Genomic DNA, 21,108 nt, shown 5'->3' on the forward strand with positions numbered 1-21,108 from the left:
CTCCGGCATGGGATCACGCACATGGATCGACGGCAGTTCCTGGCCACCCTGGCCACCGCGGCAGCATCCGGCACCGTGCCCACCGGATGGGCCCTGGCCAGCCACAGCGAAGACTGGAAATGGTTGCAGGGCAACTGGCAGGTCCGGCACCAACGCCTGAAGGAGCGGCTGGTGGGCGATACCCGCTGGGAAGCCTTCACCGGCTCCAGCGCGGTCTGGCTGACCCTGGGCGGGCTCGGCACCATCGATGACAACGTCATGGCGCTGCCTTCGGGCCCCTACAGGGGCCTTGGCGTGCGTGCGTTTGATCCGGTGTCTTCCACGTGGTCGATCTGGTGGATCGATGGACGCAACCCTGCCCATATCGAAGCGCCCGTGCGCGGCGTCTTCGAAGGCGATGGCGGCAGCTTCCGCGGTCGCGATGACTTCAAAGGGCGCCCCATCGAGGTCTGGTTCCGCTGGCATGACATCCATGGCGATGAGCCGTGGTGGGAACAGGCGTTCTCCGACGATGCCGGCGCGCACTGGGAAGTGAACTGGCGCAACTGGTTCCGGCGCACTGCTGCGGCCCCCTCTCCGCTTCCAAAGCGGCCGGATGCACCGGGTGATTTTGATTTCCTGGTGGGCCATTGGAACGTGCGCCATCGCCGCCTGCGCGCTCGGCTGGCAGGCAGTGATGCGTGGGACGCGTTCAACGGCACCCTGCACAACTGGCCGGTGCTGGGGGGATTCGGTAACGTGGGTGACAACCTGATGGACGTGCCGGGAGCACCGCTGCGCGGCATGGGCATCCGCGCCTGGAATGTGGCGGAGCAGCACTGGCTGAGCTGGTGGCTGGATGGCCGGGAGCCGACCCGGATCGGCGCGCCGCTGCGCGGTGGTTTCGAGGCTGGTGTCGGCCGCTTCTTCGGCGAGGACCAGCACGACGGACGGGCGATCCAGACGCGGGTGATCTGGTCACGCATTACCCCGCATTCGGCGCGCTGGGAACAGGCGGCCTCGGCCGATGGTGGACGCAGCTGGGAAACCAACTGGGTCAGCGACTTCGAGCGACAGGCATGAAGGCGCTGTTGGCCGTGGTGCTGCTGGTTGCTGCGTCACCTCCCGCGTCTCCATCTAGGCTGCTGCAGATCGTCGGCGCCGCCGAACGCTTTGCCCCGGGCGTTGCATCCACGCAGCATGACGAGATTCGACTGACCTTGAGCCCGGACGGAAAAACCGCACTGTGGTTCAGCCGCAACCGGCCCGGCGGTCCGGGCGGGTATGACATCTGGGTCTCCCACCACGATGGGCAGCGCTGGCGGCCGGCGACGCCGGTCTCGTTCAACACGCCGGGCCGTGACTTCGATCCCGCCTTTTCCGCCGATGGCCGTGTGGTGTATTTCTGTTCGGATCGAGCAGGCGGCCAGGGCGGCGACGATCTGTACCGGGTGAGCGTGGAACGCCACGGCCGCTTCGGGGAACCGGAGAATCTGGGGCCTGCGGTGAACAGTGCGGCCGACGAGTTCGCACCGATGCTCTCGCCGGACGGTCGCACACTGTTGTTCTCCAGCGATCGTGCGGGCGGTGCCGGCGGTCATGACCTCTATAGCGCCACGATGATCGGCGGCGTGGCGCAGCGGGCGCGGCCGCTGGCTGGCGGCATCAATACCGCCGCGCAGGAATTCGATGCCACCTTCCTCGGCGATGGCCGCACGGTGGTCTTTGCCCGCGCCCTGGACTTCGGCAGTGCACCGGTGCGCCAGTTCATCGCCTACGAGCATGCAGGCCGCCATGACGAGGGCCATGCATTGCCAGCGCCCGTGAACGAGCCCGGCGGCGACAGCTACGGCGCAATGCTGGATGGTTCGCGCCGCGACATGCTCACCTACTCAGCGCGACGCGCAGGCGGTGAGGGCCTGGACCTGTACCGCGTCCGCTACCGGATGACGCGGCCTTGAAGGCAGGTGGTGTCGATTTCCAGCGCCCCGGTTCGTCGAGAGGATGAATACCCAAGGAGAGAATGCAGATGCCCTCCCATCAGTCCCTTGCATGCGCCTGCGGCCAGGTCCGCCTGGCCATCACCGGTCGCCCCATCGCCACCGTCGAATGCTGCTGCGACAGCTGCCGCAGGGCCGGCACCCAGCTGCAGTCGATGCCTGGAGCGCCGCAGGTACTTGGACCACAAGGCCAGACGCATTTCGTAATGCAGCGCAAGGACCGCGTACGCATCGAGGCGGGGCAATCCCTGCTGCACGCGTTGCGATTGTCCAGCACGGGCGGCAGCCGCCGCGTCGTGGCGGGCTGCTGCAATACGCCGCTCTTCCTGGAGTTCAGCGGTGGCCATTGGCTGAGCCTGTATGGCCTGCTGTGGCCGGCATCGGAAAGACCCGCCGTGGAGATGCGGACGATGGTCAGTGATCTGCCTGACGCGTCTGTCCTTCCAGACGATGTGCCGAACCTGAAGACCCGGTCGCTGCGGTTCTATGCCCGGCTGATGACGGCCTGGATCGCCATGGGCTTCCGCAGCCCACGCATCGACGTCGCGGGAGATACCCATGCCTGAGCGCGAACGGATCGAGATCGAAAGCATCACCACGCCCGGCCACCTCCAGCGCGTGGATCGTGGCAAGTACATGGCCATGCGCACGGCCCTGCTGCGCGCCTTGCCCAGGCAACCTCCCGGGATGACGGTGGCGCAGGCGAAGCAGGCGCTGTTGCCGCACCTGCCCGCGTCGCTGTTCCCGGAAGGCGCCACGGCGGGTTGGTGGTTGAAGGCCGTGCAGCTGGACCTGGAGGCCAAGGGGGTGATCGAGCGCATTCCAGGCACACCGCTGCGCCTGTTCAAGCACGTCGCGGCCGGCTGATCAGCGCTGCGCCGGCAGTTCCAGCCGGTGCTTGCGGCACAACCGATACACGGTCACCCGCGAGATCTGCATCTGCCGCGCGCACTCGGAGACGTTGTAGCCGGTCTGGCGCAGGGTCTGCAGCAGCACATCGCGCTCGGCCTGGCCGCGGGCATCGTGCAGCATCGGGCTCGGCAGCGCCTGCGCCGGCTCGCCCAGTTCCAGGTCACGTTCACTGATCAGCTCGCCTTCGGCCATGATCGCTGCCCGTTGCACCCGATTGAGCAGTTCACGCACGTTGCCGGGCCAGCTGAATCGACGCAGCGCCTGCAGCGCCGCCGGTGAGAAGCCGCGCGCTCGCACGCTGTGCCGTAGCCGGAAGCAGCGCAGGAAGTGTCCGGCCAGCAGCTGCACGTCGGCACCGCGCTCGCGCAGTGGCGGCATCAGCAGGCGCAGCACGTTGAGCCGGTAGTAGAGATCACTGCGGAACCGCCCCTGCGCCACCGCGTGCTCCAGTTCGACGTGGGTGGCGGCGAGTACCCGCACGTCCGCCCGCAACGGCTGGCTGCTGCCCACGCGCTCGAACGTGCCCTCCTGCAGCACGCGCAGCAGGCTGGTCTGCGCCTCGGGCGGCAGGTCGCCCACCTCGTCGAGGAACACGGTGCCACCGTGCGCCGATTCGAACACGCCGATCTGGCGCTTGTCGGCGCCGGTGAACGAACCGCGCTCGTGGCCAAACAGCTCCGACTGCACCAGGTTGGCCGGGATGGCACCGCAATTGACCGCGATGAACGGCTTGCCAGCGCGCCCGGACAGCGCATGCAGTGCATGTGCCGCCAGTTCTTTGCCCGTACCGGTTTCACCAGTCACCAGGACCGGAAGTTCAACCGGCGCAAACTTGTGCAGTACCGTGCGCACCGCGTGCAGCGCAGGGCTTTCGCCGATCAATGCGCGCGGCCCCTGTCCCCCGCAGGCGTCATCGGCAGCAGGATCGTCCGCCTCGAACTGTTTGCGCATTGCCGCCACCAGATCCTGCAGCCCGAAAGGCAGCGTGAACCGCGCAAGGCAGCGCTGCAGCAGGGGCAGCCAGGTCGCCGGCGTGGGCCCTGCGCCAGGCGGCAGCACCGCCAGCCACGGCAGATGCGCGTGCTGTTCGATCCACGGCGCGAGCAATTGCAGGGCCGGCGCATCCAGATGGCGAAGATCCAGCACGGCGAGCAGCCGATCACGCCCGCGCAGGCCGATGGCCATCGCCGGATCGGGATGGATACGGCGCACGTACCAGCCCGCAGCCGCCAGCGCGCTGCGCTCGTTCGCCTGCGGCTCGCCGAACCAGAGCACGCAGCGTGACGTTGAAGCCTCCGGGACCGCCGCCATGCTTCCCCCAGCATCCGGACACCGTCGGCGGACTGTCAGGCAATCACCGGCGTGCCGCCCCCCGCCGGGACCTCTACGGCCACCGCGGCGGCCTTTGTTGGGCGGATCCTAGCGCTGCGCTAAATGGCGGCGCAATGAGCGGCGCGTCAAGAAAACACTGGCTGAAGCGGCGTCGTTACAGTCCGCGGCGGCACCTGTAACACCGGTGCGACAGTCGGGCGCCCGCCTTGCCCTGCGGCGCTTGGCGCTGCGCAATCCCAACATTTTTCCCACGCCGCTGTAACAGCCCGGCAGCAGCACCCTGCTCCGTCCAGCAGCTGCCGGCAGGCCGCACAGGCCTTCCGGGGTTGGCACGGTTGATGCGTGGTTCCGCCGCACCCATCGCGGGAGATCGGCATGGACGGCACCACCCTGTTTCGCGGCCTGGCCGCAGCACTGGCAGTGACCCTGCTGGCGATCGGCGCGGACGCCGCTGCATCCGGCGCCCGCCAGGGCGTGAAGGCACAACCGGGCGAGATTGTCCTGTTGCGGGACGTGTCTGCACGGCCGGCCTATCGCATGGCGCCCCCTGGCATGGCGCTGATCGCCGACCCGAAACCACAGCGCAAGATTGCCAGCGCGTTGGGCACCGGTGGCGCCTCGACCGGCATGGACGAACTGAGCGATGAGGACTATGCCGGCATGGGGGCCGGCCAGGCGGCCACCGCCGCGTCGCCGCGTGGCACGACGGTTGAACGGGTTACCCAGCAGGCCCTGGGCGGCACGCTGGGCCGCAGCAGTGACGGCATGGTCGGCAGCAGCCTCGGTGGCGCCCTGGGTGGCCCGCTCGGCGCGGTCGGCAACAGCACCCGCGGCATCGGCGATACCGTGCGCGGCGCGCTCGCTCAGTTCCCGTTGCAGGGCCCGGCCCCGGCAGGTGGCAAGTGAAGCGGGTACGTTGGCTGCTGGTCCTGTTCGCCACGCCGTTGATGGCGCATGCCGACGACTACAGCGGCATGCTCGCCTACCTCGACGTGGCCCGCATCGACGGTCACGCCCTGGCGGGTGCAAACGGCGCCATCGCGGTGAACCAGGCGGCCGGCGACCTCAACCTGCAGGCCAACCTGCGTGGCATCGCCACGGGTGAACGTGCCGACGTGTCGATCGGCAACCGGCAACTGCAGGGCGGCAACCGCGTGCTGAGCGCACCACTTCACGCTACCGCCGTCATCGACGGCAACGCGCTGGCAGGCGCCAGTGGCATCGCATCCATCAACCAGGCCAGCGGCATCGCCAACACGACACTCAACGTCGTCAGCGCGACGCTGGCCCGACAGGGCATACGCGAAACCGACGATACGGCCTTGGCCGCCGAGGGTTCCGCGTTGGCAGGGGGGCGGGACGACGCCGGTCGCGGCGTCGCGACGGGCACCCGCAGCGCTGGTGTCACCAGCACGGCGCTGCGGGGATTCGACGGGGTCCTGCAACTCAATCAGATCGCGGGCAGCGGCAACGACACGGCCAATGTGCTGGGCCTGGTCGTGCAGGACCGCCCGTGACAACCACCCAACCGATGCACCACTGATGAGAGAGAGGGCACCATGAAAGCGACCGTCAAACGGACCATGCTCGCCATGGCGATTGCCACTGCCTCGACCGCCGCTGCGGCCAATGGCTGGGACAACCAGAACGCCAACGCGAACATCAACCACAACCATACCGTCAGCGAAACCCGCAACGACACCCACAACCATACCGACAACGACGTACGCAACCGCACCGTCAACGTCAACGTCAACGTGCAGAAGCACAGCACCATCCAGGCCGACGAGCGCAAGGAAAAGAACAACCACGGCGTCGACGTGAACCTGGAGAAGGACCTGCGCCTCAGCACCGACGTCAGTTTCTCCGGTGACCCCACCATCACCGGCGACATCGACCTCGACTCGGCGGCCATCGCGGTGATCGACAACCGCCAGTCGATCAGCAACAACGCCACCAGCAACAGCCTGGTCACCAATAGTGCGTCCATCGGTGACAGCGTGGGTGCCGGTGCCTCCGGCAACCTGGGCTTCAACGTGGTATCGGGCGACAACAACGCCCAGGACAACGCCGCCTCGCTGTCCGCTGCCGATGCGTCCTTCAGCTTCGGCATGGCCGACGCCGAGGTGTTCGTCAACCAGGCCGGCTTCGGCAACGCCACCATGAACTCCGGCGTCACCAATGCCGCGGGTCTCAGTGGCAATGCCTTCGGCGGTGCGTCCGGCAACATCGGCGTGAACATCGCCTCGGGCAACAACAACGAGCAGAAGAACGCGCTCGCGGCCTCGGTAGCGACCACCGCCGTGGCGCAGTCGAGCATCAGCTCCAACCAGGTCTCCACCGGCAACACGGTCAGCAACGCCGGCTTCGTGCAGTCCTACACGGATACCGTGCAGGTCGGCATGCATGGCGGCGTCAGCGGCCTGACGCTGGGCTATGGCGCCGGCACCTACCGCGGCACCGGCAACGCCTACCAGATGGCCAACTACTACCTGGATACGTGGAACGGCGCACTGCCGCATCCGGGTGGCAACAGTACCGGCCACATCGACCTGGACAACGAGATCCAGAACGCCACGATGAACCCCAACCGGCCGGGGGTGGGCGGCCTGGGCTTCGATACGCGTGAAAGCGGCACCAGCCAGTTCGTCGAACTGGGCGTGGCCGATCTGTACGCCAGCCTGAGCGGCACGGTCAGCACCACGCGCTGGGTGAACGTCGATGCCACCAACACCTCGGCCTTGTCCGGCAGTGCCTTCTCCGGCGCCTCCGGCAACATCGGCGTGAACGTGGCGGCGGGCACCGGCAACCTGCAGGCCAACAGCCTGGCCCTGGCCGTAGCCCAGCCCAGCACCGGCGGTGGTGGCGGCAACGGCGAGTAAGCGCACCACCCCGGCCGTCCGCCAATGGCCGGGTTCCCGGGAGCCCCTGTCCCTCCTCCCCCTTGGGGCAGGGGCTCCCTCCTGCTGCTGGAGAGCACGATGAGCCGCTACCGCCTCTCGATATGCCTGCTGGCCTGCCTGCTGTTGCTGGGCAGCGCGTCGGCATGGGCGGGCGATGTCCGTTTCGCCGGCGTGCTGCCCAATGGCGCATTGCTGCAGCAGAACGTGGAAAGCATGCAGGAGCGGCGCTACCGCAACGTGGTGCGGCAGCACACCGATTACAGCTGCGGGGCGGCCGCACTGGCGACCATCCTGCGCCATGCCTACCACCTGGATACCGACGAGGCCACGGTGATCGAAGGGATGATGGGGGTCTCCGATCCGGCGCTGGTGGCCGAGCGCGGCTTTTCGCTGCTCGACATCAAGCGCTACGTGGAATCGCTGGGCATGCGCGGGCGCGGCTATCGCATCGATGAGGCACGCCTGCGCACGCTTCGCGTTCCCGGTCTTGTCCTGATGGACGTGCGCGGCTTTCGCCACTTCGTGGTGCTCAAGCAGGTACGCGACGGCGTGGTCGAGGTGGCTGATCCCATCCTTGGCAACCGCAGCCTGGCGCTGCCTGAATTCCTCGCTGCGTGGCCATCGCGCGCCGTATTCGTGGTGATCGGCAGTGATTTCGATCGCAACACGGTCCTGCTGCAACCCAGCGAACGGCCCAGTGCGCGCGCGCTGTACGCGCGGCAGGGGCCTATCACCGATGCCGAACTGGTCGACTTCGGCTTCAGCCACGCCGACCTGTTCTGAAGGAGGCTCCGCCATGTTCCGCCACCCCCTGCTGATGGTCCTGCTGCTGGTGTGCCCCGCCCTGCCCCTGCAGGCGGCGGATGCTGCGCCCGGCCGCGGCCTGAAGGAAATCCCGGATCCCGAACTGAACCTGATGCGGGGCCGCTACACCGTGGGCGGCAATACCGTGGCCTGGTTCGGGGTGACGATGGTCTCGCAGTGGCAGGCCGGCAACGGAACGGTGCTGCAGGGGGCGTTGACCCTGGGCATGGACTTCCGTGGCGGCGGCAGCCCGAAACTGAGCTTCCAGCCCAGCGTGCACGTGACCGCCGCAGATGCGCCGCTGCCGGAGACGCAGGGGCGCCACATCGACAGCAGTGGCCTGGCCAATGCCAGCGGCCTGGTGCAGAGCGTGCAGGTGGCCGGCGATGGCAACGTCGCCCGCAATGCGACCACGCTGGTGGTCCGCAATGGCGCGGTGCCGGCCCTGTCGGGTGACGGTGCGCATTCGCTCAGTGCGCAGGATGCAGGCCTCTCGGCCTCTGCGGTGCTGGACGGCAACCAGGCACGCCTGCTGTTGCAGGTGGATGGCCAGGGCCTGGTCCAGCAATGGATACGCAACGGCAGCGTCGGCCAGGGCATCGCCCTGAACGGTGACGGCCAGATCGCCAGCAACCAGCTGCGGCTGGAGCTGGTGCGGGATACCGCGGGCGGCAACCTGCCGTTGAGCCAGAACGTGGCCCAGGCGATTGCGATGAACCGCGGCATGGGGCCGGGCCGGTAGCACCACGGCACGGCGTTGGGGGAAGCGTTCCACAACGCAGGACACGAACATGCACACCCTGATGAGGATCACCCCGTTGGCGCTGGCGGCGCTGGCGGGCACTGCCTTCGCCGCGCCACCCGCGGCGGACGATGGCGCCGACGTGCAGGCACTGGCCAACCAGCTGGAGCAACTGAAATCCAACTACGCACAGGAAGTGCGGCGACTACGCGAACTGGACATGCAGGTGCAGGCCATGCAGGCGCGGCTGAGTGGGAAGATTGGCCCGATGGCCCCATCTACGGCTACGGCTACGGCTACGGCTACGGCAGTCGAGCATGGCTCGACTCTACAATCTTCGCCGGGTGGCGAGGGCTACGCCAGTACCGCCGCCGAGGCGCAGCAGGCGAAGCAGGAATCGCGGCGCAGCGTGGATGACGTGAAGCAGCAGCAATCGGCGCTGTTCTCGCGCCGCTTCACCGTCGAGAACAGCCTCACCTACGCCCGTTACGACCGCAAGCAGCTCACCCTCAACGGCTTCCTCGCACTGGACGCGATCTTCCTCGGCAACATCGCCATCGAGAACGTCGAATCCGATTCGCTCACTTACAATCTGGCCGCCCGTTGGGGCGTCAGCCCGAACCTGACGCTCAACCTGGACGTGCCCTACCTGGCGCGGCGCACCGTCTACCAGAAGGGTGGCGCCGGCGGTGCGGCGGCCGCGATCGCGCAGGAAGAAACCAATGGCAACGGCCTGGGCGATATTGGCCTGAGCGCGAATTACCGCTTGTTCGGCGAGCGCGGTTGGCGCCCGGAGACCGTGCTCACCGCCGGCGTGACCGCTCCCACCGGGCGCGCACCTTACGGCCTGGACTGGAAGGTGATCGAACGCGACGATGATGACTACATCCGCTTCGCCGTGCCCAAGGAGCAACCCACCGGCAATGGCGTGTGGCAGGCCAACGTGGGCCTGTCGATGGTCAAGACCGCCGATCCGGCGATCCTGTTCGCCAACCTCGGCTACGTGCATTCGTTCCCGCGTGGTTTCAGTGACATCGACAGCAACCCCGACACGGTCAACCCGGGTGATGTGAAGCTGGGTGGCTCGGTCTACTTCGGCGCCGGCGTGGCCTTCGCGTTCAACGAGCGCACCAGCCTCAGCCTGTCCTTCAGCGACCGCATCAGCGCCCGCGCCTCCACCCGTTTCCAGGGCGGCAAGTGGATGAAGGTGATCGGCAGCGACGCCAACGCGGCGTCACTGAATCTGGGCGTGACCTATGCGCTCAACCAGCACACCACGCTGGTCACCCTGCTGGGCATCGGGCTGACCCCGGATGCGCCGGACTTCACCCTGGCATTCAAGATTCCGTACATGCTCTGACCCGCCCGATCCGGCGACGACGTGGCCGCTGCCCGTCGTCGCCGAATCGCGGCCCCCCTTTGCAGGCCCTGTGTGTGCTCCCGGGCAACCCGCCAGCGCTGGCGATGACGGCGTTGATCATCAGTTCCGCCGTATTCACGCCGCACCTTCACGGTGATCCGCCCGCATTCTCCGTCGATTCCGCCAATCCGGCGGCGACGCCATTTCCTACTCTGGCCCCACGGTGAAGCCCAGGCCGCTGCAGGCAACGCACCGTGAGACTGGATACCACGCACTTCCACCCTTTCGCAGGAGCAGGACATGGCATTTCCAACCGCGGTAAACGACCAGATCACCGATTCGGTCACCCAGGCCAACACCAAGGTGCTGGGCGATGCGCCCGCCGTGGCGGTGGGCAATCTGTACCAGGCCACCGCACAGGCGCTGGCCAATGCGGCCCACAACGCCACCAATGCGCAGCAGCAGTCCTACGTGACCGCGCAGTCGGCCACCACCATGGGCGTGGCCACGCTGTACTCGGTCGATACCGCAACCACCGCCGTGGCAAGCAGGGAAATCCTCAGCACCCGCGTTCGCGGCCTGGGTTCCTGATCCGTCGTTCCGTAGCTGACCCGCCAACCCCAAGGAGATCGACATGGCATTCCCGACCGCTGTAAACGACCAGATCACCGATTCAGTCACCCAGGCCAACACCAAAGTGCTGGGCGACGCGCCCGCCGTGGCCATGGGCAATCTGTACCAGGCCACTGCGCAGGCGCTGGCCAACGCCGCCCACAACGCCACCAATGCGCAGCAGCAGTCCTATGTGACGGCGCAGGCGGCCACCACCATGGGTGTGGCCACGCTCTACTCGATCGACACCGCCACCACCGGCGTGGCCACCAAGCAGATCCTCGGCGCGTGATGCGCCGGCAGGCAAGGAGCTGAGCCATGGCATTTCCCACGGCCGTCAACGACCAGATCACCGACTCGGTCAGCCAGGCCAACCTGCAGGTGCTGGGCGTGGCGCCTGCCACGGCAATGGGCACGCTGTACCAGGCCACCGCACAGGCGCTGGCCAATGCCGCCCACAACGCGACGCTCGCCCAGCAGCAGATGTATGTCACGGCCCAGGCCGCGACCACGATGGGCGTTGCGCTGCTCTACGCCGTCGATACCGGCGCCACCGGCGCCGCCACCCGGAAGATTCTCGGCTGAATCCATTGAGTGCCGGCAATCTCCGTTCCTGTAGTGCTGTCCATCCTAGGAGCTTCCACCATGGCATTTCCCACCGCCGTCAACAGCCAGATCACCGATTCGGTCTCGCAGGTCAACACCAAGGTGCTTGGTGATGCACCGGCCATCGCAATGGGCAACCTGTTCGTGGCCACCAGCCAGGCGCTGTCCAACGCCGCGCACAACGCCACCAACAACCAGCAGCAGTCCTACGTGACCATGCAGGCGTCGACCACCCAGGGGGTGTCTACGCTGTATGCGATCGACACCGCCTCCAACGGCGTGGCCACCCGAGAAATCCTGGGCCTGCGCTGACGTGTCGGCCCGGCGTGACGCCAACCACCGCGCCCCCGCTCAGGGCGGCGTCACGCCGGGCCCCTGATCGATGGCCGCATCGCCCGCCACCGGCTACCTGCTGGCAGCCACCAGCGCCGGATCCGGTGTGGCGATCGCCCTCGCCCCCTCGTTCGCGATGTCCGCCACGTACCTGGCGATGGCCGACAGCCTCGGCCTTGCCATGCAGAACGCGGTGGCCAACCAGCAACGCGGCCAGGTAACCGCCGGCGCAAGCCTGGCACAGGTCCTGGCTCTGATCATCCAGAAGGGAGCCGTTCCGTCATGAACAGTGAGAACACCGTCAACAGCCAGATCGTCGACAGCGTCACCGCTGCGTCGACCCTGCTGGTGGCCCAGGGGCCGGCGCAGTCCTTCAGCATGCTGGACATGGTGATGCTGGAAACGCTCGGCACCGCCATGCACAACGCTGTCGCGCGCCAGCAGGGTGCGGGCATGGTCAGCAACGCAGCGGTGACCGCCACCTGCGCGAAGATGATCAATGCCCCCTGGCCGGTGCCGCCGCCCGCGCCGGAACCCCCTCCGCCGCCACCGCCGCAGGTCATCCCCCTGCCCGGCCCGGTGCCGGCGCCGCCTTCGCCTGCGGCAGTGATCGCCGCGGCCACCGCAGAAGGAAAGACCGCCATCAGCGTCCTGCAGGCACAGACCCACGGTGCCACTGCCGACGCTGCGGCCGCTACCAGCAGCCTGCATGCACTCGAAACGCTCGCAGGCAATGCGGCAGCGCCCGCGCCCGGTCCTGCGCCCGACCCCACGCCCGGTCCGGATCCGGCCGCAGGTCCCGCCCAGGATCCCGCGCCAGACTCCGCCTCCCCTTCCCCGGCAGACGACCCTGACGCCGGGGCCTGACACCGCGCAGGCCGCCTGCGGCCGCACCCGCCCATCAAGGAGCCCGTATGGACCCGAGCTACGTCAACGCCCAGGTCATCGATGTGATCAACCATGTGCAAACGGCCACCATGTCCGCGTCCGTGGTGAAGACCAGTGGCGCCGGCAAGGCCTACCAGTCGGTGGCCCAGTCTGCGGCGATCGCCGTGCAGGATGCCGCCGATGCCCTGCGCAATGTCTCTACCATTGCGACCACCGCCGCCGGCGTGGCCATGGCCCAGTACCTGGCGACGGGGGACGAAAAGTATGCAAGGGTGCTCACGCAGGCGCAGACCATGATGCAGGGGGCCACCGACGACTTCACCCGGGTCGGCAGTGCCGCTGCGACCGTCCTCAAGGATTTTCCGGCCCAGTGAGGCCGCCAGGAGAGCCACGCATGAGCGTTTTCATTGCCGGTCGTTCCATCCCCCAGGCCAACCTGATCAGTCAATCCTGCAGGCATGTCCTTCAGTTCATCGACGGCGGCGAGCACTGGCTGAAGTGGGCCATGGAATCACATGAGCACCGTTACGCCTTCGCCGACGAGGGCGCGATGCTTGATGGTGTGCAGCAGGGCCTGCATGGTTCACGCATGACCTGGTTGCCGCGCATCGGCCTGCAGATCGGCCCGATCAAGCTGCTCAGCCTCGGTAGCAGCGATCTCAGTGCTTTGCGCCACATGGAATTTGACGAAGAGACACGCCTGTCGCACAGCGAGGCACAGGGCGTACTGGCAAGGCACCGGCTGCTGACCAATACCGAACTCGGTGCGTTCCGGCCCTTCCTGGCCTCGATCGGCGCAGCCGATGCGCCCCTGCTGCAGCAGCTGGATTTCCGTGAATCGGTGGCGCTCCACCAGCTGGCCGGTGAGGTGGGAATGTCCAGCGCAGGGCGCGATGATCTGGCCGACGCCGCCCGCTTCGCGCTGCTGCACGCGCGCCGGCCCATTGAGTTCGCCGACTATTTCCGTTTCTACCAGCACGTAAGCGCAGGGGGCGGAAGCAGCGAGCAACGAATGAGTCGTGCCACCCGCGCGTTGCAACAGCTGCTGCCGATGCTGTTCGACTTCCTGGACGGGCCGCAGCTGCCACAGCTGCCGTCGCCGGAGCAGGTGCGCGAGGCGATTGCCGCAAGCCTGGCCGCGAACCGGCAGATCGGTTATGCACGCATCTCACTGGCCGCCCAGCAGATGGCATTGTGCTTCGACAACAGCCCCGACCTGCTGCGGGATGACCACGGCCTGCGCGAAGCCGCGCAGTGGCAGCTGCGCGATGCGCAGGAATTCCTCAACGAACACCCGGTCTCGCGTGGCCAGCTCGGGCAGGATGGTGCCAGCGTGCAGTTCGCGGTCGATGGCTCCAGAGGGCAGGCGCTGATACAGGTGGAGGACAATGTGATCACCCTGCAGGACTACCGCCCCCCCGTCACTTCCTGGGCGATGAAGCGCAGGTGGGCTACCGGGCGGGTACGGTGTGAACCCGCCTCCAGCGCCGGGAAGCGATGGCGTGCAGGCAGCAACGGAGGCGCTCGCCTCGGCAGCCGGCGCGGCCGTTGCTGCCGGACGCCTGGCGGCCCGGCAACAGGCGCAGAAGATCCTGGCCGATGCCCAGGCGGCATTGCGCCATATCCTGGGGGAACGTGACGACGGTGTTCCCCCCTCATCCCCAGCAGGAGCACCGACGATGACCTTCCCGACCCCGCTTCCCGGCATGCCCACCCCCGCCTATCCGGCGGGAAAAACCCCGATGGAGATCGCCCAGGAACTCGCGGACGCCGCCATGGCCACCAGTGAAAAGGGCATCTGCGCCGCGATGGAGGTTTCGCAACGCGCGGTCGAGGCCGCCAACCAGGCCGCCCGCCGTGCGGATGAAGCCGCCGAACTGGCTGTGCAGCGCGCTGCTGAAGCCAACGCGCGCTAACGCCTGGCCTGCCCCCCAACGCCCCGGGCAGGCCCGCGCCTGCACCGGGGCGTTTGTTTTACTGATCCGGCGTTCGCCGGTAGCTGCGCGGGCTGACCCCCACCACGCGCCGGAAACTCTTCTCGAAGTGGCTCAGGTCACCGAAGCCGACCTGCAGTGCGACATCGGTAATGCGCAGGCGTTGCCCATCCCGCAGCAGCCGCTTGGCATGCTCGATACGCAGTTGCTGCAGCAGCAGCTTGAAGGTCGTGCCCAGCTCGCTGCGGAACAGGAAGCCGAGGTGCGACTGGCTCACATGGGCCTGGCGAGCGAGGTCGCCCAGGGTGAGCGGCTCCGCGGCATGGTCCCTCAGATAGGCCAGGGCACGTTTCAGGCCATCGTGCAGGCCTTCCTGTGCCGTTGCCGCCGCCGCTGCGGCGACATCGCGCCCGTTGTCCTGCGTTGCCGGCGTGTCCATGCGGGCCTCGGCCCCTGCGTCGGCGCCAACGGAATCATCGGCGGCCATCAACCCGGGGGCATGCCGCAGCACATCCTCGCGGCGGATGCTCCGGCCGCCGGTCATGACCGCTAGGCGAACCACCACGCGCTCCATTTCCAGAAGGTTGCCCGGCCAATCGTGGCTGCGCAGCGTCTGCAGTACGTCCTCGCTGATTACCTGCGGATTGAAGCCATGCATCTGCAGTGAGCGCGCAACCAGTGCGCCGATGTCCTCGGTGCGCTCGCGCAGGGGAGGAACATCCACCGTCAGGAACTCGAGGCCGGCCAGCAGCGCCCGCGAGAACAACCGGTCGCGCACGCGCTGCTCCAGATCGGCGCTGGTGGACGCGATCACCCGGATGGCCTGTGCCGCACCCGCCTCGCCCGATGCAGGCTGCAGGCCACGGATGCAATGCGAGAGCTGTCCCTGCAGCGCCACCGGCAACTCGTCGACTTCGTGGAAGTACAGGGTGCCGCCACGCGCGTGACGGAACCAGTCCGAGGGTTCCTCCTGGGGATGGGCGCAGTTCACCTCGATGAAGGGCCCCCGCCGCAGCGGACTGCCGCTGTGCAGTGCGGCGGCCAGTTCCATCTTCTCGGTACCGAACTCGCCGCGCAGCAGCACCGGCAGTGAACTGGCGGCAGCGCGCTCGATGAATTCCTCCAGCCGCTTCAGCGCATCGCAGGTACCCACCAGCAGCAACGGCCGGCTCAGCGCCTGCTCGGCCCACGCCTGTGCTTCGTATCGCTTGATCAGGTGCGCGCAGCGATGCGCGAATGCTTCACCCAGTGCCAGCGCACTGCTGTCCAGCCGCCCCGCCTGCGTTTCCAGCTGCAGCTCGCCCAGCACTTCACCGGCATAGCGGATCGGCAGACGCTGGCTGGCGCCGGTTTCATCGTCCGCGTCCGCCATCGGGGCCCCGTCCGGATGGCCTGCACCGGAACCGCGCAGATGGACGCGGCCGCCTCGCACTGCATGGTGTTGCGAAAACTCCTTCACGAACGCGCCCAACAGGTCGGGCAAGGACCGGTGGGGTCGATAGGCGCGCTGCAACATCTCACTGACTTGCCTGTGCATTGAAACTCCCCTTTCGAATGGCAACCCGCTGCCGTTGCAGCGGGCGATCGCGCAATGGGTACCGTGCGGCTTCACTGCGTGATGCTGCGACGCCCCCGCCGCGCCTCGCGCCAGCCACAGCACACGCAGGTGAACGTGCACACTGTCCGCCCCCATGCCCCCAGGGGGTTGCCGTCGGTAGGTCGACGAAGCGGACGTCGGACGGATCCCGGTTCCCCACGCGCAGACACGCGCATTCGTCCCCGGGATTATCGAAGGCGAGTTTCATTAAAATCGTGATGATAATCACGTGAATATCCGGGATTATCTTTGCCTGCGAAGCAGCACAGGGAGTGGTGAACTGCATGTGCTGCGCGCAACCTGCCCTTCGCCGATCTGCGGCATGATGGGCGCCTTGCCATGATCGGGAACCTGCCATGCCATTGGGATTCATCGGCCTGGGCGTGATGGGCACGCCGATGGCGGGCCACCTCGCGCGGGCCGGGCACACCGTGCTGGGCTGGTCCCGCTCCGGGCGCAACCACGAAGCGGCACGCATCGCCGGCGTACAGCCCGTCACGCAACTGCAGGATGTGTTCTCTGCATGCCGCACCCTCGTTCTCATGCTGGCCAACGACGAGGCCATCGACAGCGTGCTGGGGCGGAACACGGCGACCTTCCCTGCCCGCGTTCACGGCCGCCTGGTGATCAACATGGGCACCAGCTCGGCGGCGTATTCGCAGGCGCTGGGCGAACAGATCCGCGTGGCGGGTGGACGTTACGTGGAGGCACCGGTCTCCGGCTCGCGGGTGCAGGCGGAATCGGCGCAACTGGTCATCATGCTGGCCGGCGAGGATGCCGACGTTGCGGAGGCCTCGCCCCTGCTTGCGCCGCTGAGCCGGCAATGCATTGCGTGCGGCCAGGTGCCAGCGGCGTTGCGCATGAAACTGGCGGTCAACCTGTACCTGATCACGCTTGTCACCGCACTGGGCGAGGCCGTGCACTTCGCCGAGGTCCACGGCATTTCCCTGGCGCGCTTCGCCGAAGTGCTCAACGCCGGGCCGATGGCCAGCGAGGTATCGCGGATCAAGCTCGACAAGATGATCGACGAGGACTTCGCCGTCCAGGCCTCGATCACCGATGTCCTGAAGAACAGCGGCCTGGTAGCCGATGCCGCGCGGGAGGCGGGCATGCACGCCCCCCTGATCGAGGCCAGCGATGCACTGTTCGCGCGGGCGCAGCAGATGGGGCTGGGCGGGCTGGACATGGCGGCCGTGCTGCAGGCGATCCGGGGCCGCCCGCCGGCCACCGGCGGGGCCTGATCCGGATTCATCTTCCGGCACCACAGTGGTCCCTGCCCGCTGCTATATTCAGTCCAGCTCGGCAGGCATGGTGCCTGCCCTCGAATCACAGGGAGTTGGACATGGGTCTGGTACAGGCGGTGAAGGGTGCGGTCGGTGGTGTGCTGGCCGACCAGTGGAAGGACTTCTACACCGTGCCGACAGGCCTGCCCTCGACGGCGGCCCTGTTCGCGGCGGTGCTGCAGGGCACCAACGCCGGCCGCGGCTCCAACACCAGCGGCTCGTCCAACATCATCACCAACGGCTCGAAGATCATCGTGCCGGAGGGCTACGGCCTGCTGCTGTTCCAGGACGGCGCGATCACCGCATTCGTCGCCGAACCGGGTGGCTACGAGTGGCGCTCGGACGATCTGAACTCGCAGTCGATCTTCGCCGGTGACGGCCTGGTCAGCACCTTCATCAAGCAGAGCTGGGAGCGCTTCAAGTTCGGCGGCCAACCGGGCTCGCAGCAGGCGGCCTACTTCGTCTCGCTGAAGGAGCTGCCGGACAACCGCTTCGGTACCCAGTCGGAAATCTACTGGGACGACGGCTTCCTCAACACCCAGGTGGGTGCGGTCACGCGTGGTTCGTACACGCTGAAGATCGTCGACCCGATCCTGTTCGTGAAGAACTTCGTGCCGGCCAGCTATCTGCGTCCTGGCCAGGTGTTCGACTTCACCGACCTGGACAACGCCGCCGCCAGCCAGCTGTTCAATGAAGTGGTCGGTTCGCTGGCCCCGGCCTTCAGCCTGTATACGAACGACCCGGGCAAGGGCAACCGCATCACCAAGCTGCAGCAGGACTCGCTGGGCTTCGCGCAGAGCCTGTCGGCCGCCGTCGAACAGGGTTACCAGTGGAAGTCGGACCGTGGCCTGGCCATCGTCAAGACCGCCATCGTCTCGATCGAGTACGACGCCAATACCCGCGAACTGCTGAAGACCGTGCAGCGCGCCGATGCGCTGTCGGGTTCGCGCGGCAATTCCAACCTGCAGGCCAGTGTCGCCCAGGGCATCCAGTCGGCCGGCGAGAACGGCGGAGCGGCTGGCCTGGTCGGCGTCGGCATGGCCTCTGGCATGTTCGGTGTGGGTGGCATGCAGCAGCCGGTCACCCCGGCCGCGGATGACCCGGTGGCCAAGCTGAAGAAGGCCAAGGAAATGCTGGACCTGGGCCTGATCACCCAGGGCGACTATGACGCACTGAAAGCCAAGGCACTGGGCCTGTAACAGCAGGACGCACAACGAACATGTCCGATCCCCGAAACGGCCCACCGCCGCTGCCCGGATCCGCGCCCGCGACGCCGCCGCCCTTGCCGGCGGCGTCGTTGGATGGGCCCGGTTCGCCGCAGGACGTCCCTCCCCTGCCCGGCAGCTTCCCGCTGGATACCTCGAAACTGCCACAGGCCATCCGCGATGAAGTGGAAGCGCCCGATCCTGTGGCCATCGATACGTCGGCCAGCGAGCTGAAGGACGGCCTCAACCGCTGCCCGAAGTGCGGCGCCACCGACATCCGGCCCAAGGCCGGTACCGACATCCTGGTCTGCCTGTACTGCCGTCACGAATGGCATGGCGCACGCGTGGAGGAGGAATTCGGGCTGGGCGAGGCCATCGACCAGCTGCGCGGCACGGTCATCGCCTCCGGCGCACGTGACATCGACGCCGACACCTCGGCACTGATGACATTCAAATGCACGGGCTGCGGCGCCGAGGTGACGGTCAATACCGAGAGTACGATGACGGCACGTTGCCACTGGTGCCGCCATGTATTCGGCGTCAACGAGCAGATCGCCAACGGCGCGGTGCCCGATGCGGTGCTGCCCTTCCATATCAGGAAGGACGATGCGGTTGCGCGCATCCGCCAGTTCGTCGACAAGCGCCGCATGTTCGCGCTGAAGGCGTTCAAGGACCAGTTCACCCCGGAAAACGTGGTGGGCGTGTTCCTGCCCTACATGATCGTCGACAGCAATGTCAGCGCGGCGGTGGCCGGCAAGGGCGAGATCAAGACGCGCGAGTACACCGTCGGCAGCGAGAAGAACAAGCGCACCCTGTACGACGCCGATGTCTACCAGATCGAACGCCAGGTGGATTTCACCGTCGATGACCTGCCGCTGGAATCCTCGGCAGAGCGCGGCAACCTGGATACCCGCGCCAACACCAACAACATCATCAACACCATCCTGCCGTTCGATACCAAGAACGCGGTGAAGTGGAACGCTTCGTACCTGGCCGGCTTCACCTCTGAGAAGCGCAACCTGGACGTGGAGAAGCTGCGGCCGCGGCTGGAAGACCAGCTGCTGTCGATCGCCCGCTCGCAGGTGGAAGGTTCGGTGAAGCGCTACAACCGTGGCGTGCGCTGGGAACAGGAACAGCTGGAGGTGCATGGCACCCGCTGGGTGTCGATGTACCTGCCGGTGTGGTTGTATTCGTACCACCAGCCCGGCAGGAACGGCGGCATGCTGCACTACATCGCGGTAAACGGCCGTACCGGCGAAACCATGGGCAGCGTGCCCGTGCAGCAATGGAAGATGCTGCTGGCGGCACTGGCCACCGGCACCGTCATTGAAGCCCTCGCAATTGCCTTCCTGGTGGCATCGACATGAGTGACGACAGTGGCCTCTGGCTGTTGGCGGCAGGCCCAGCCGGCGCAACCGCGCTGTACTGGGCGCTGTACCGCTATTACCGCAACACCGACAAATCGCATTCCTTCGAGCACGAGACCGAGATCGAGGCCAAGCCAGTCACCGGCTCGGACCAGCAGGTGGGCCGGGTTACCGGCACCGAGGAGAAGCGTATCCGCGGTGACAATGTGTACGAGTACCGGAAACGGGTGGTGCGGGTGAAGCCCGACCAGTAGTGCCAGGCCATGCCTGGCTGCGGGTAGTGCCGGCCGCTGGCCGGCATTCCCTCGGTCTCTGGACGTCAAAGGGAAGCCGGCCAGCGGCCGGCACTACCCTCAGCCCGCCTGCCCCAGCCGCACCTTCAGCTGCTGGATCTCCTGCTCGCTGACCCCGATCGACTTCAGGTACCCTTCCGCACCACCGTACTGGCTGTGCAGTGCGGCCAGGAACTGTTCCATGTTGTCCGGTGCGGTACCGGACATGCCAGCCATCTTGCGGGCGATCTCGGGGTTCTGCTTGATCAGCGCCATGATCTGCGCGTTCATCGCGCTGTCCTTCGGCTGCCCTTCCAGGTAATGCGCGGAGATCGCGTAGTTATGCACGATCTCGGCCTTCGGCACGCCCGCCAGGTCCAGCAGCAGGCCGGCGATGATGCCGGTGCGGTCCTTGCCGGCCGTGCAATGGAACAGCACGGCGCCATCCTGCTGCGCGGCGATGCGCTGGAACACTTGCTTGAACTGCGGCTGGCTGTGGCCCAGCCACTGCACGTAGGCTTCGCCCAGCGAATCGGGGAAGCTGCTCATCATCTTCTGCAGGTCCATCTTCTCGGTGCCCATCAGCGAGATGCGCTGGTAGTCGAAGCGATCATCCCTGGCCAGCAGGTCCGGCGACTGCGTTTCCTCATCGGCGGTGCGCAGGTCGATGTCCAGCTTCACGCCTGCAGCGGCCAGGGCATCACGGTCGGCATCGGTGAGGCGACCGAGGTCGGCGGTGCGCACGAACGCATCGGCCGGAATCGGACCGTGGCGGCCCTGCAGGCCGGCGAAGGTACGCACGTTCCAGGCCCCCTGCAGCGGGATCACCCGCTGCGCATCGGCAGCCACCGGCTTCACGTTGGCAGCGGCCGTCGGCTTTGCGGCGGTGGCCTGCGGTGTATCGGCCGCAACGGCGGTCACGGCCAGCGGCAGGCTGAGCATCAGGGCCAGGGCAAGTTCGGTAGAGCGGTGCTTCATG

At 67.1% G+C, this 21,108-nt stretch carries 26 protein-coding genes and 1 pseudogene; 24 read left to right on the forward strand and 3 right to left on the reverse strand.

Features of this window, described 5'->3' with window-relative positions:
• The first annotated feature begins 21 nt into the window (after positions 1 to 21).
• From ACUZUJ_RS11505 to ACUZUJ_RS11525, 5 genes and pseudogenes are all read left to right on the forward strand, one after another.
• Positions 22 to 1,062, forward strand: coding sequence for a hypothetical protein (locus ACUZUJ_RS11505; RefSeq protein ID WP_049445082.1), 1,041 nt, complete (start codon positions 22 to 24; stop codon positions 1,060 to 1,062).
• A complete protein-coding gene (locus ACUZUJ_RS11510) occupies positions 1,059 to 1,940 on the forward strand; it encodes a TolB family protein (protein WP_049445079.1) in 882 nt (293 codons plus the stop codon). Before ACUZUJ_RS11505 ends, ACUZUJ_RS11510 begins: the two co-directional genes overlap by 4 nt.
• 68 nt (positions 1,941 to 2,008) lie before the next feature.
• Positions 2,009 to 2,080 (forward strand): annotated as a pseudogene (locus tag ACUZUJ_RS11515) (GFA family protein); the annotation flags it as partial.
• Positions 2,081 to 2,185: 105 nt separating this feature from the next.
• Positions 2,186 to 2,545 (forward strand): GFA family protein, encoded by a 360-nt coding sequence (locus ACUZUJ_RS11520; RefSeq protein ID WP_235434903.1) that lies wholly within the window; start codon positions 2,186 to 2,188, stop codon positions 2,543 to 2,545.
• On the forward strand, positions 2,538 to 2,846 hold the full coding sequence (locus tag ACUZUJ_RS11525; RefSeq protein WP_049445075.1) for a DUF6958 family protein: 309 nt from the start codon (positions 2,538 to 2,540) through the stop codon (positions 2,844 to 2,846). The genes ACUZUJ_RS11520 and ACUZUJ_RS11525 overlap by 8 nt, the downstream gene beginning before the upstream one ends.
• Here ACUZUJ_RS11525 and ACUZUJ_RS11530 read toward each other — a convergent pair whose 3' ends face one another.
• The gene (locus tag ACUZUJ_RS11530) at positions 2,847 to 4,202 is read right to left on the reverse strand and encodes a sigma-54 interaction domain-containing protein (RefSeq protein ID WP_458220023.1); all 1,356 of its coding nucleotides are present in this window, start codon (positions 4,200 to 4,202) and stop codon (positions 2,847 to 2,849) included. It lies immediately after the preceding gene.
• A 396-nt stretch (positions 4,203 to 4,598) separates the two neighbouring features.
• Here ACUZUJ_RS11530 and ACUZUJ_RS11535 point away from each other — a divergent pair, with 396 nt between their 5' ends.
• From ACUZUJ_RS11535 to ACUZUJ_RS11605, 15 genes are all read left to right on the forward strand, one after another.
• Positions 4,599 to 5,129, forward strand: a complete 531-nt coding sequence (locus ACUZUJ_RS11535) for a FapA family amyloid fibril periplasmic chaperone (RefSeq protein WP_458220024.1) — start codon at positions 4,599 to 4,601, stop codon at positions 5,127 to 5,129.
• Between the two features lie 41 nt (positions 5,130 to 5,170).
• Complete coding sequence (locus tag ACUZUJ_RS11540) at positions 5,171 to 5,740, forward strand: FapB/FapC family functional amyloid domain-containing protein (RefSeq protein WP_458220065.1); 570 nt, start codon at positions 5,171 to 5,173, stop codon at positions 5,738 to 5,740.
• Positions 5,741 to 5,782: 42 nt separating this feature from the next.
• Positions 5,783 to 7,105, forward strand: a complete 1,323-nt coding sequence (locus ACUZUJ_RS11545; RefSeq protein WP_049445067.1) for a FapB/FapC family functional amyloid domain-containing protein — start codon at positions 5,783 to 5,785, stop codon at positions 7,103 to 7,105.
• Positions 7,106 to 7,204: 99 nt separating this feature from the next.
• Positions 7,205 to 7,909, forward strand: a complete 705-nt coding sequence (locus tag ACUZUJ_RS11550; protein ID WP_049445066.1) for a C39 family peptidase — start codon at positions 7,205 to 7,207, stop codon at positions 7,907 to 7,909.
• 13 nt (positions 7,910 to 7,922) lie between these two features.
• Positions 7,923 to 8,672: a hypothetical protein gene (locus tag ACUZUJ_RS11555; RefSeq protein WP_049445064.1), complete on the forward strand. Its 750-nt coding sequence runs from the start codon at positions 7,923 to 7,925 to the stop codon at positions 8,670 to 8,672.
• A 49-nt stretch (positions 8,673 to 8,721) separates the two neighbouring features.
• Positions 8,722 to 10,032: a transporter gene (locus ACUZUJ_RS11560; protein WP_458220025.1), complete on the forward strand. Its 1,311-nt coding sequence runs from the start codon at positions 8,722 to 8,724 to the stop codon at positions 10,030 to 10,032.
• Between the two features lie 300 nt (positions 10,033 to 10,332).
• Entirely contained in the window at positions 10,333 to 10,623 is a 291-nt protein-coding gene (locus tag ACUZUJ_RS11565; RefSeq protein ID WP_049445059.1) for a RebB family R body protein, read from the forward strand.
• Between the two features lie 43 nt (positions 10,624 to 10,666).
• Positions 10,667 to 10,936, forward strand: a complete 270-nt coding sequence (locus tag ACUZUJ_RS11570; protein ID WP_005416649.1) for a RebB family R body protein — start codon at positions 10,667 to 10,669, stop codon at positions 10,934 to 10,936.
• A 26-nt stretch (positions 10,937 to 10,962) separates the two neighbouring features.
• Positions 10,963 to 11,229 carry a RebB family R body protein gene (locus ACUZUJ_RS11575; RefSeq protein WP_006446865.1) on the forward strand — a complete coding sequence of 89 codons (267 nt, stop codon included), beginning with the start codon at positions 10,963 to 10,965 and terminating at the stop codon, positions 11,227 to 11,229.
• A 60-nt stretch (positions 11,230 to 11,289) separates the two neighbouring features.
• On the forward strand, positions 11,290 to 11,562 hold the full coding sequence (locus tag ACUZUJ_RS11580) for a RebB family R body protein (protein ID WP_005416651.1): 273 nt from the start codon (positions 11,290 to 11,292) through the stop codon (positions 11,560 to 11,562).
• A gap of 70 nt (positions 11,563 to 11,632) precedes the next feature.
• The gene (locus tag ACUZUJ_RS11585) at positions 11,633 to 11,869 is read left to right on the forward strand and encodes a RebB family R body protein (RefSeq protein WP_005416652.1); all 237 of its coding nucleotides are present in this window, start codon (positions 11,633 to 11,635) and stop codon (positions 11,867 to 11,869) included.
• On the forward strand, positions 11,866 to 12,450 hold the full coding sequence (locus ACUZUJ_RS11590) for a RebB family R body protein (protein WP_049445056.1): 585 nt from the start codon (positions 11,866 to 11,868) through the stop codon (positions 12,448 to 12,450). The genes ACUZUJ_RS11585 and ACUZUJ_RS11590 overlap by 4 nt, the downstream gene beginning before the upstream one ends.
• A 47-nt stretch (positions 12,451 to 12,497) precedes the next feature.
• Positions 12,498 to 12,845, forward strand: coding sequence for a hypothetical protein (locus ACUZUJ_RS11595; protein WP_049445054.1), 348 nt, complete (start codon positions 12,498 to 12,500; stop codon positions 12,843 to 12,845).
• A 20-nt stretch (positions 12,846 to 12,865) separates the two neighbouring features.
• A complete protein-coding gene (locus ACUZUJ_RS11600; protein ID WP_458220026.1) occupies positions 12,866 to 14,110 on the forward strand; it encodes a hypothetical protein in 1,245 nt (414 codons plus the stop codon).
• A 40-nt stretch (positions 14,111 to 14,150) separates the two neighbouring features.
• Positions 14,151 to 14,387 carry a hypothetical protein gene (locus tag ACUZUJ_RS11605; protein WP_458220027.1) on the forward strand — a complete coding sequence of 79 codons (237 nt, stop codon included), beginning with the start codon at positions 14,151 to 14,153 and terminating at the stop codon, positions 14,385 to 14,387.
• A 58-nt stretch (positions 14,388 to 14,445) separates the two neighbouring features.
• Here the strand turns inward: ACUZUJ_RS11605 and ACUZUJ_RS11610 are convergent, their stop codons facing one another.
• Complete coding sequence (locus ACUZUJ_RS11610; RefSeq protein WP_458220028.1) at positions 14,446 to 15,942, reverse strand: helix-turn-helix domain-containing protein; 1,497 nt, start codon at positions 15,940 to 15,942, stop codon at positions 14,446 to 14,448.
• Between the two features lie 416 nt (positions 15,943 to 16,358).
• Between ACUZUJ_RS11610 and ACUZUJ_RS11615 the strand changes: the two genes are divergently transcribed.
• The 4 genes from ACUZUJ_RS11615 to ACUZUJ_RS11630 all read left to right on the forward strand — a co-directional run bounded on the left by ACUZUJ_RS11615 (position 16,359) and on the right by ACUZUJ_RS11630 (position 20,111).
• A complete protein-coding gene (locus tag ACUZUJ_RS11615) occupies positions 16,359 to 17,243 on the forward strand; it encodes an NAD(P)-dependent oxidoreductase (RefSeq protein ID WP_458220029.1) in 885 nt (294 codons plus the stop codon).
• A 101-nt stretch (positions 17,244 to 17,344) separates the two neighbouring features.
• On the forward strand, positions 17,345 to 18,484 hold the full coding sequence (locus ACUZUJ_RS11620; RefSeq protein ID WP_119006311.1) for an SPFH domain-containing protein: 1,140 nt from the start codon (positions 17,345 to 17,347) through the stop codon (positions 18,482 to 18,484).
• Between the two features lie 20 nt (positions 18,485 to 18,504).
• On the forward strand, positions 18,505 to 19,857 hold the full coding sequence (locus tag ACUZUJ_RS11625) for a TFIIB-type zinc ribbon-containing protein (protein WP_458220030.1): 1,353 nt from the start codon (positions 18,505 to 18,507) through the stop codon (positions 19,855 to 19,857).
• Positions 19,854 to 20,111 carry a hypothetical protein gene (locus ACUZUJ_RS11630; RefSeq protein ID WP_049445043.1) on the forward strand — a complete coding sequence of 86 codons (258 nt, stop codon included), beginning with the start codon at positions 19,854 to 19,856 and terminating at the stop codon, positions 20,109 to 20,111. Before ACUZUJ_RS11625 ends, ACUZUJ_RS11630 begins: the two co-directional genes overlap by 4 nt.
• A gap of 99 nt (positions 20,112 to 20,210) precedes the next feature.
• On the opposite strand, the gene ACUZUJ_RS11635 is transcribed toward ACUZUJ_RS11630, so the two are convergent.
• Positions 20,211 to 21,107: a tyrosine-protein phosphatase gene (locus ACUZUJ_RS11635; protein WP_458220031.1), complete on the reverse strand. Its 897-nt coding sequence runs from the start codon at positions 21,105 to 21,107 to the stop codon at positions 20,211 to 20,213.
• Position 21,108: the final 1 nt, after the last annotated feature.

It is taken from the genome of Stenotrophomonas sp. S4, from assembly GCF_054187805.2.

Bases quoted from the DNA above. Each gene is read 5' to 3' on its own strand.
- ACUZUJ_RS11505 (WP_049445082.1), top strand. From the start codon at position 22: ATGGATCGACGGCAGTTCCTGGCCACCCTGGCCACCGCGGCAGCATCC.
- ACUZUJ_RS11510 (WP_049445079.1), top strand. From the start codon at position 1,059: ATGAAGGCGCTGTTGGCCGTGGTGCTGCTGGTTGCTGCGTCACCTCCC.
- ACUZUJ_RS11520 (WP_235434903.1), top strand. From the start codon at position 2,186: ATGCAGCGCAAGGACCGCGTACGCATCGAGGCGGGGCAATCCCTGCTG.
- ACUZUJ_RS11525 (WP_049445075.1), top strand. From the start codon at position 2,538: ATGCCTGAGCGCGAACGGATCGAGATCGAAAGCATCACCACGCCCGGC.
- ACUZUJ_RS11530 (WP_458220023.1), bottom strand. From the start codon at position 4,202: ATGGCGGCGGTCCCGGAGGCTTCAACGTCACGCTGCGTGCTCTGGTTC.
- ACUZUJ_RS11535 (WP_458220024.1), top strand. From the start codon at position 4,599: ATGGACGGCACCACCCTGTTTCGCGGCCTGGCCGCAGCACTGGCAGTG.
- ACUZUJ_RS11540 (WP_458220065.1), top strand. From the start codon at position 5,171: ATGGCGCATGCCGACGACTACAGCGGCATGCTCGCCTACCTCGACGTG.
- ACUZUJ_RS11545 (WP_049445067.1), top strand. From the start codon at position 5,783: ATGAAAGCGACCGTCAAACGGACCATGCTCGCCATGGCGATTGCCACT.
- ACUZUJ_RS11550 (WP_049445066.1), top strand. From the start codon at position 7,205: ATGAGCCGCTACCGCCTCTCGATATGCCTGCTGGCCTGCCTGCTGTTG.
- ACUZUJ_RS11555 (WP_049445064.1), top strand. From the start codon at position 7,923: ATGTTCCGCCACCCCCTGCTGATGGTCCTGCTGCTGGTGTGCCCCGCC.
- ACUZUJ_RS11560 (WP_458220025.1), top strand. From the start codon at position 8,722: ATGCACACCCTGATGAGGATCACCCCGTTGGCGCTGGCGGCGCTGGCG.
- ACUZUJ_RS11565 (WP_049445059.1), top strand. From the start codon at position 10,333: ATGGCATTTCCAACCGCGGTAAACGACCAGATCACCGATTCGGTCACC.
- ACUZUJ_RS11570 (WP_005416649.1), top strand. From the start codon at position 10,667: ATGGCATTCCCGACCGCTGTAAACGACCAGATCACCGATTCAGTCACC.
- ACUZUJ_RS11575 (WP_006446865.1), top strand. From the start codon at position 10,963: ATGGCATTTCCCACGGCCGTCAACGACCAGATCACCGACTCGGTCAGC.
- ACUZUJ_RS11580 (WP_005416651.1), top strand. From the start codon at position 11,290: ATGGCATTTCCCACCGCCGTCAACAGCCAGATCACCGATTCGGTCTCG.
- ACUZUJ_RS11585 (WP_005416652.1), top strand. From the start codon at position 11,633: ATGGCCGCATCGCCCGCCACCGGCTACCTGCTGGCAGCCACCAGCGCC.
- ACUZUJ_RS11590 (WP_049445056.1), top strand. From the start codon at position 11,866: ATGAACAGTGAGAACACCGTCAACAGCCAGATCGTCGACAGCGTCACC.
- ACUZUJ_RS11595 (WP_049445054.1), top strand. From the start codon at position 12,498: ATGGACCCGAGCTACGTCAACGCCCAGGTCATCGATGTGATCAACCAT.
- ACUZUJ_RS11600 (WP_458220026.1), top strand. From the start codon at position 12,866: ATGAGCGTTTTCATTGCCGGTCGTTCCATCCCCCAGGCCAACCTGATC.
- ACUZUJ_RS11605 (WP_458220027.1), top strand. From the start codon at position 14,151: ATGACCTTCCCGACCCCGCTTCCCGGCATGCCCACCCCCGCCTATCCG.
- ACUZUJ_RS11610 (WP_458220028.1), bottom strand. From the start codon at position 15,942: ATGCACAGGCAAGTCAGTGAGATGTTGCAGCGCGCCTATCGACCCCAC.
- ACUZUJ_RS11615 (WP_458220029.1), top strand. From the start codon at position 16,359: ATGCCATTGGGATTCATCGGCCTGGGCGTGATGGGCACGCCGATGGCG.
- ACUZUJ_RS11620 (WP_119006311.1), top strand. From the start codon at position 17,345: ATGGGTCTGGTACAGGCGGTGAAGGGTGCGGTCGGTGGTGTGCTGGCC.
- ACUZUJ_RS11625 (WP_458220030.1), top strand. From the start codon at position 18,505: ATGTCCGATCCCCGAAACGGCCCACCGCCGCTGCCCGGATCCGCGCCC.
- ACUZUJ_RS11630 (WP_049445043.1), top strand. From the start codon at position 19,854: ATGAGTGACGACAGTGGCCTCTGGCTGTTGGCGGCAGGCCCAGCCGGC.
- ACUZUJ_RS11635 (WP_458220031.1), bottom strand. From the start codon at position 21,107: ATGAAGCACCGCTCTACCGAACTTGCCCTGGCCCTGATGCTCAGCCTG.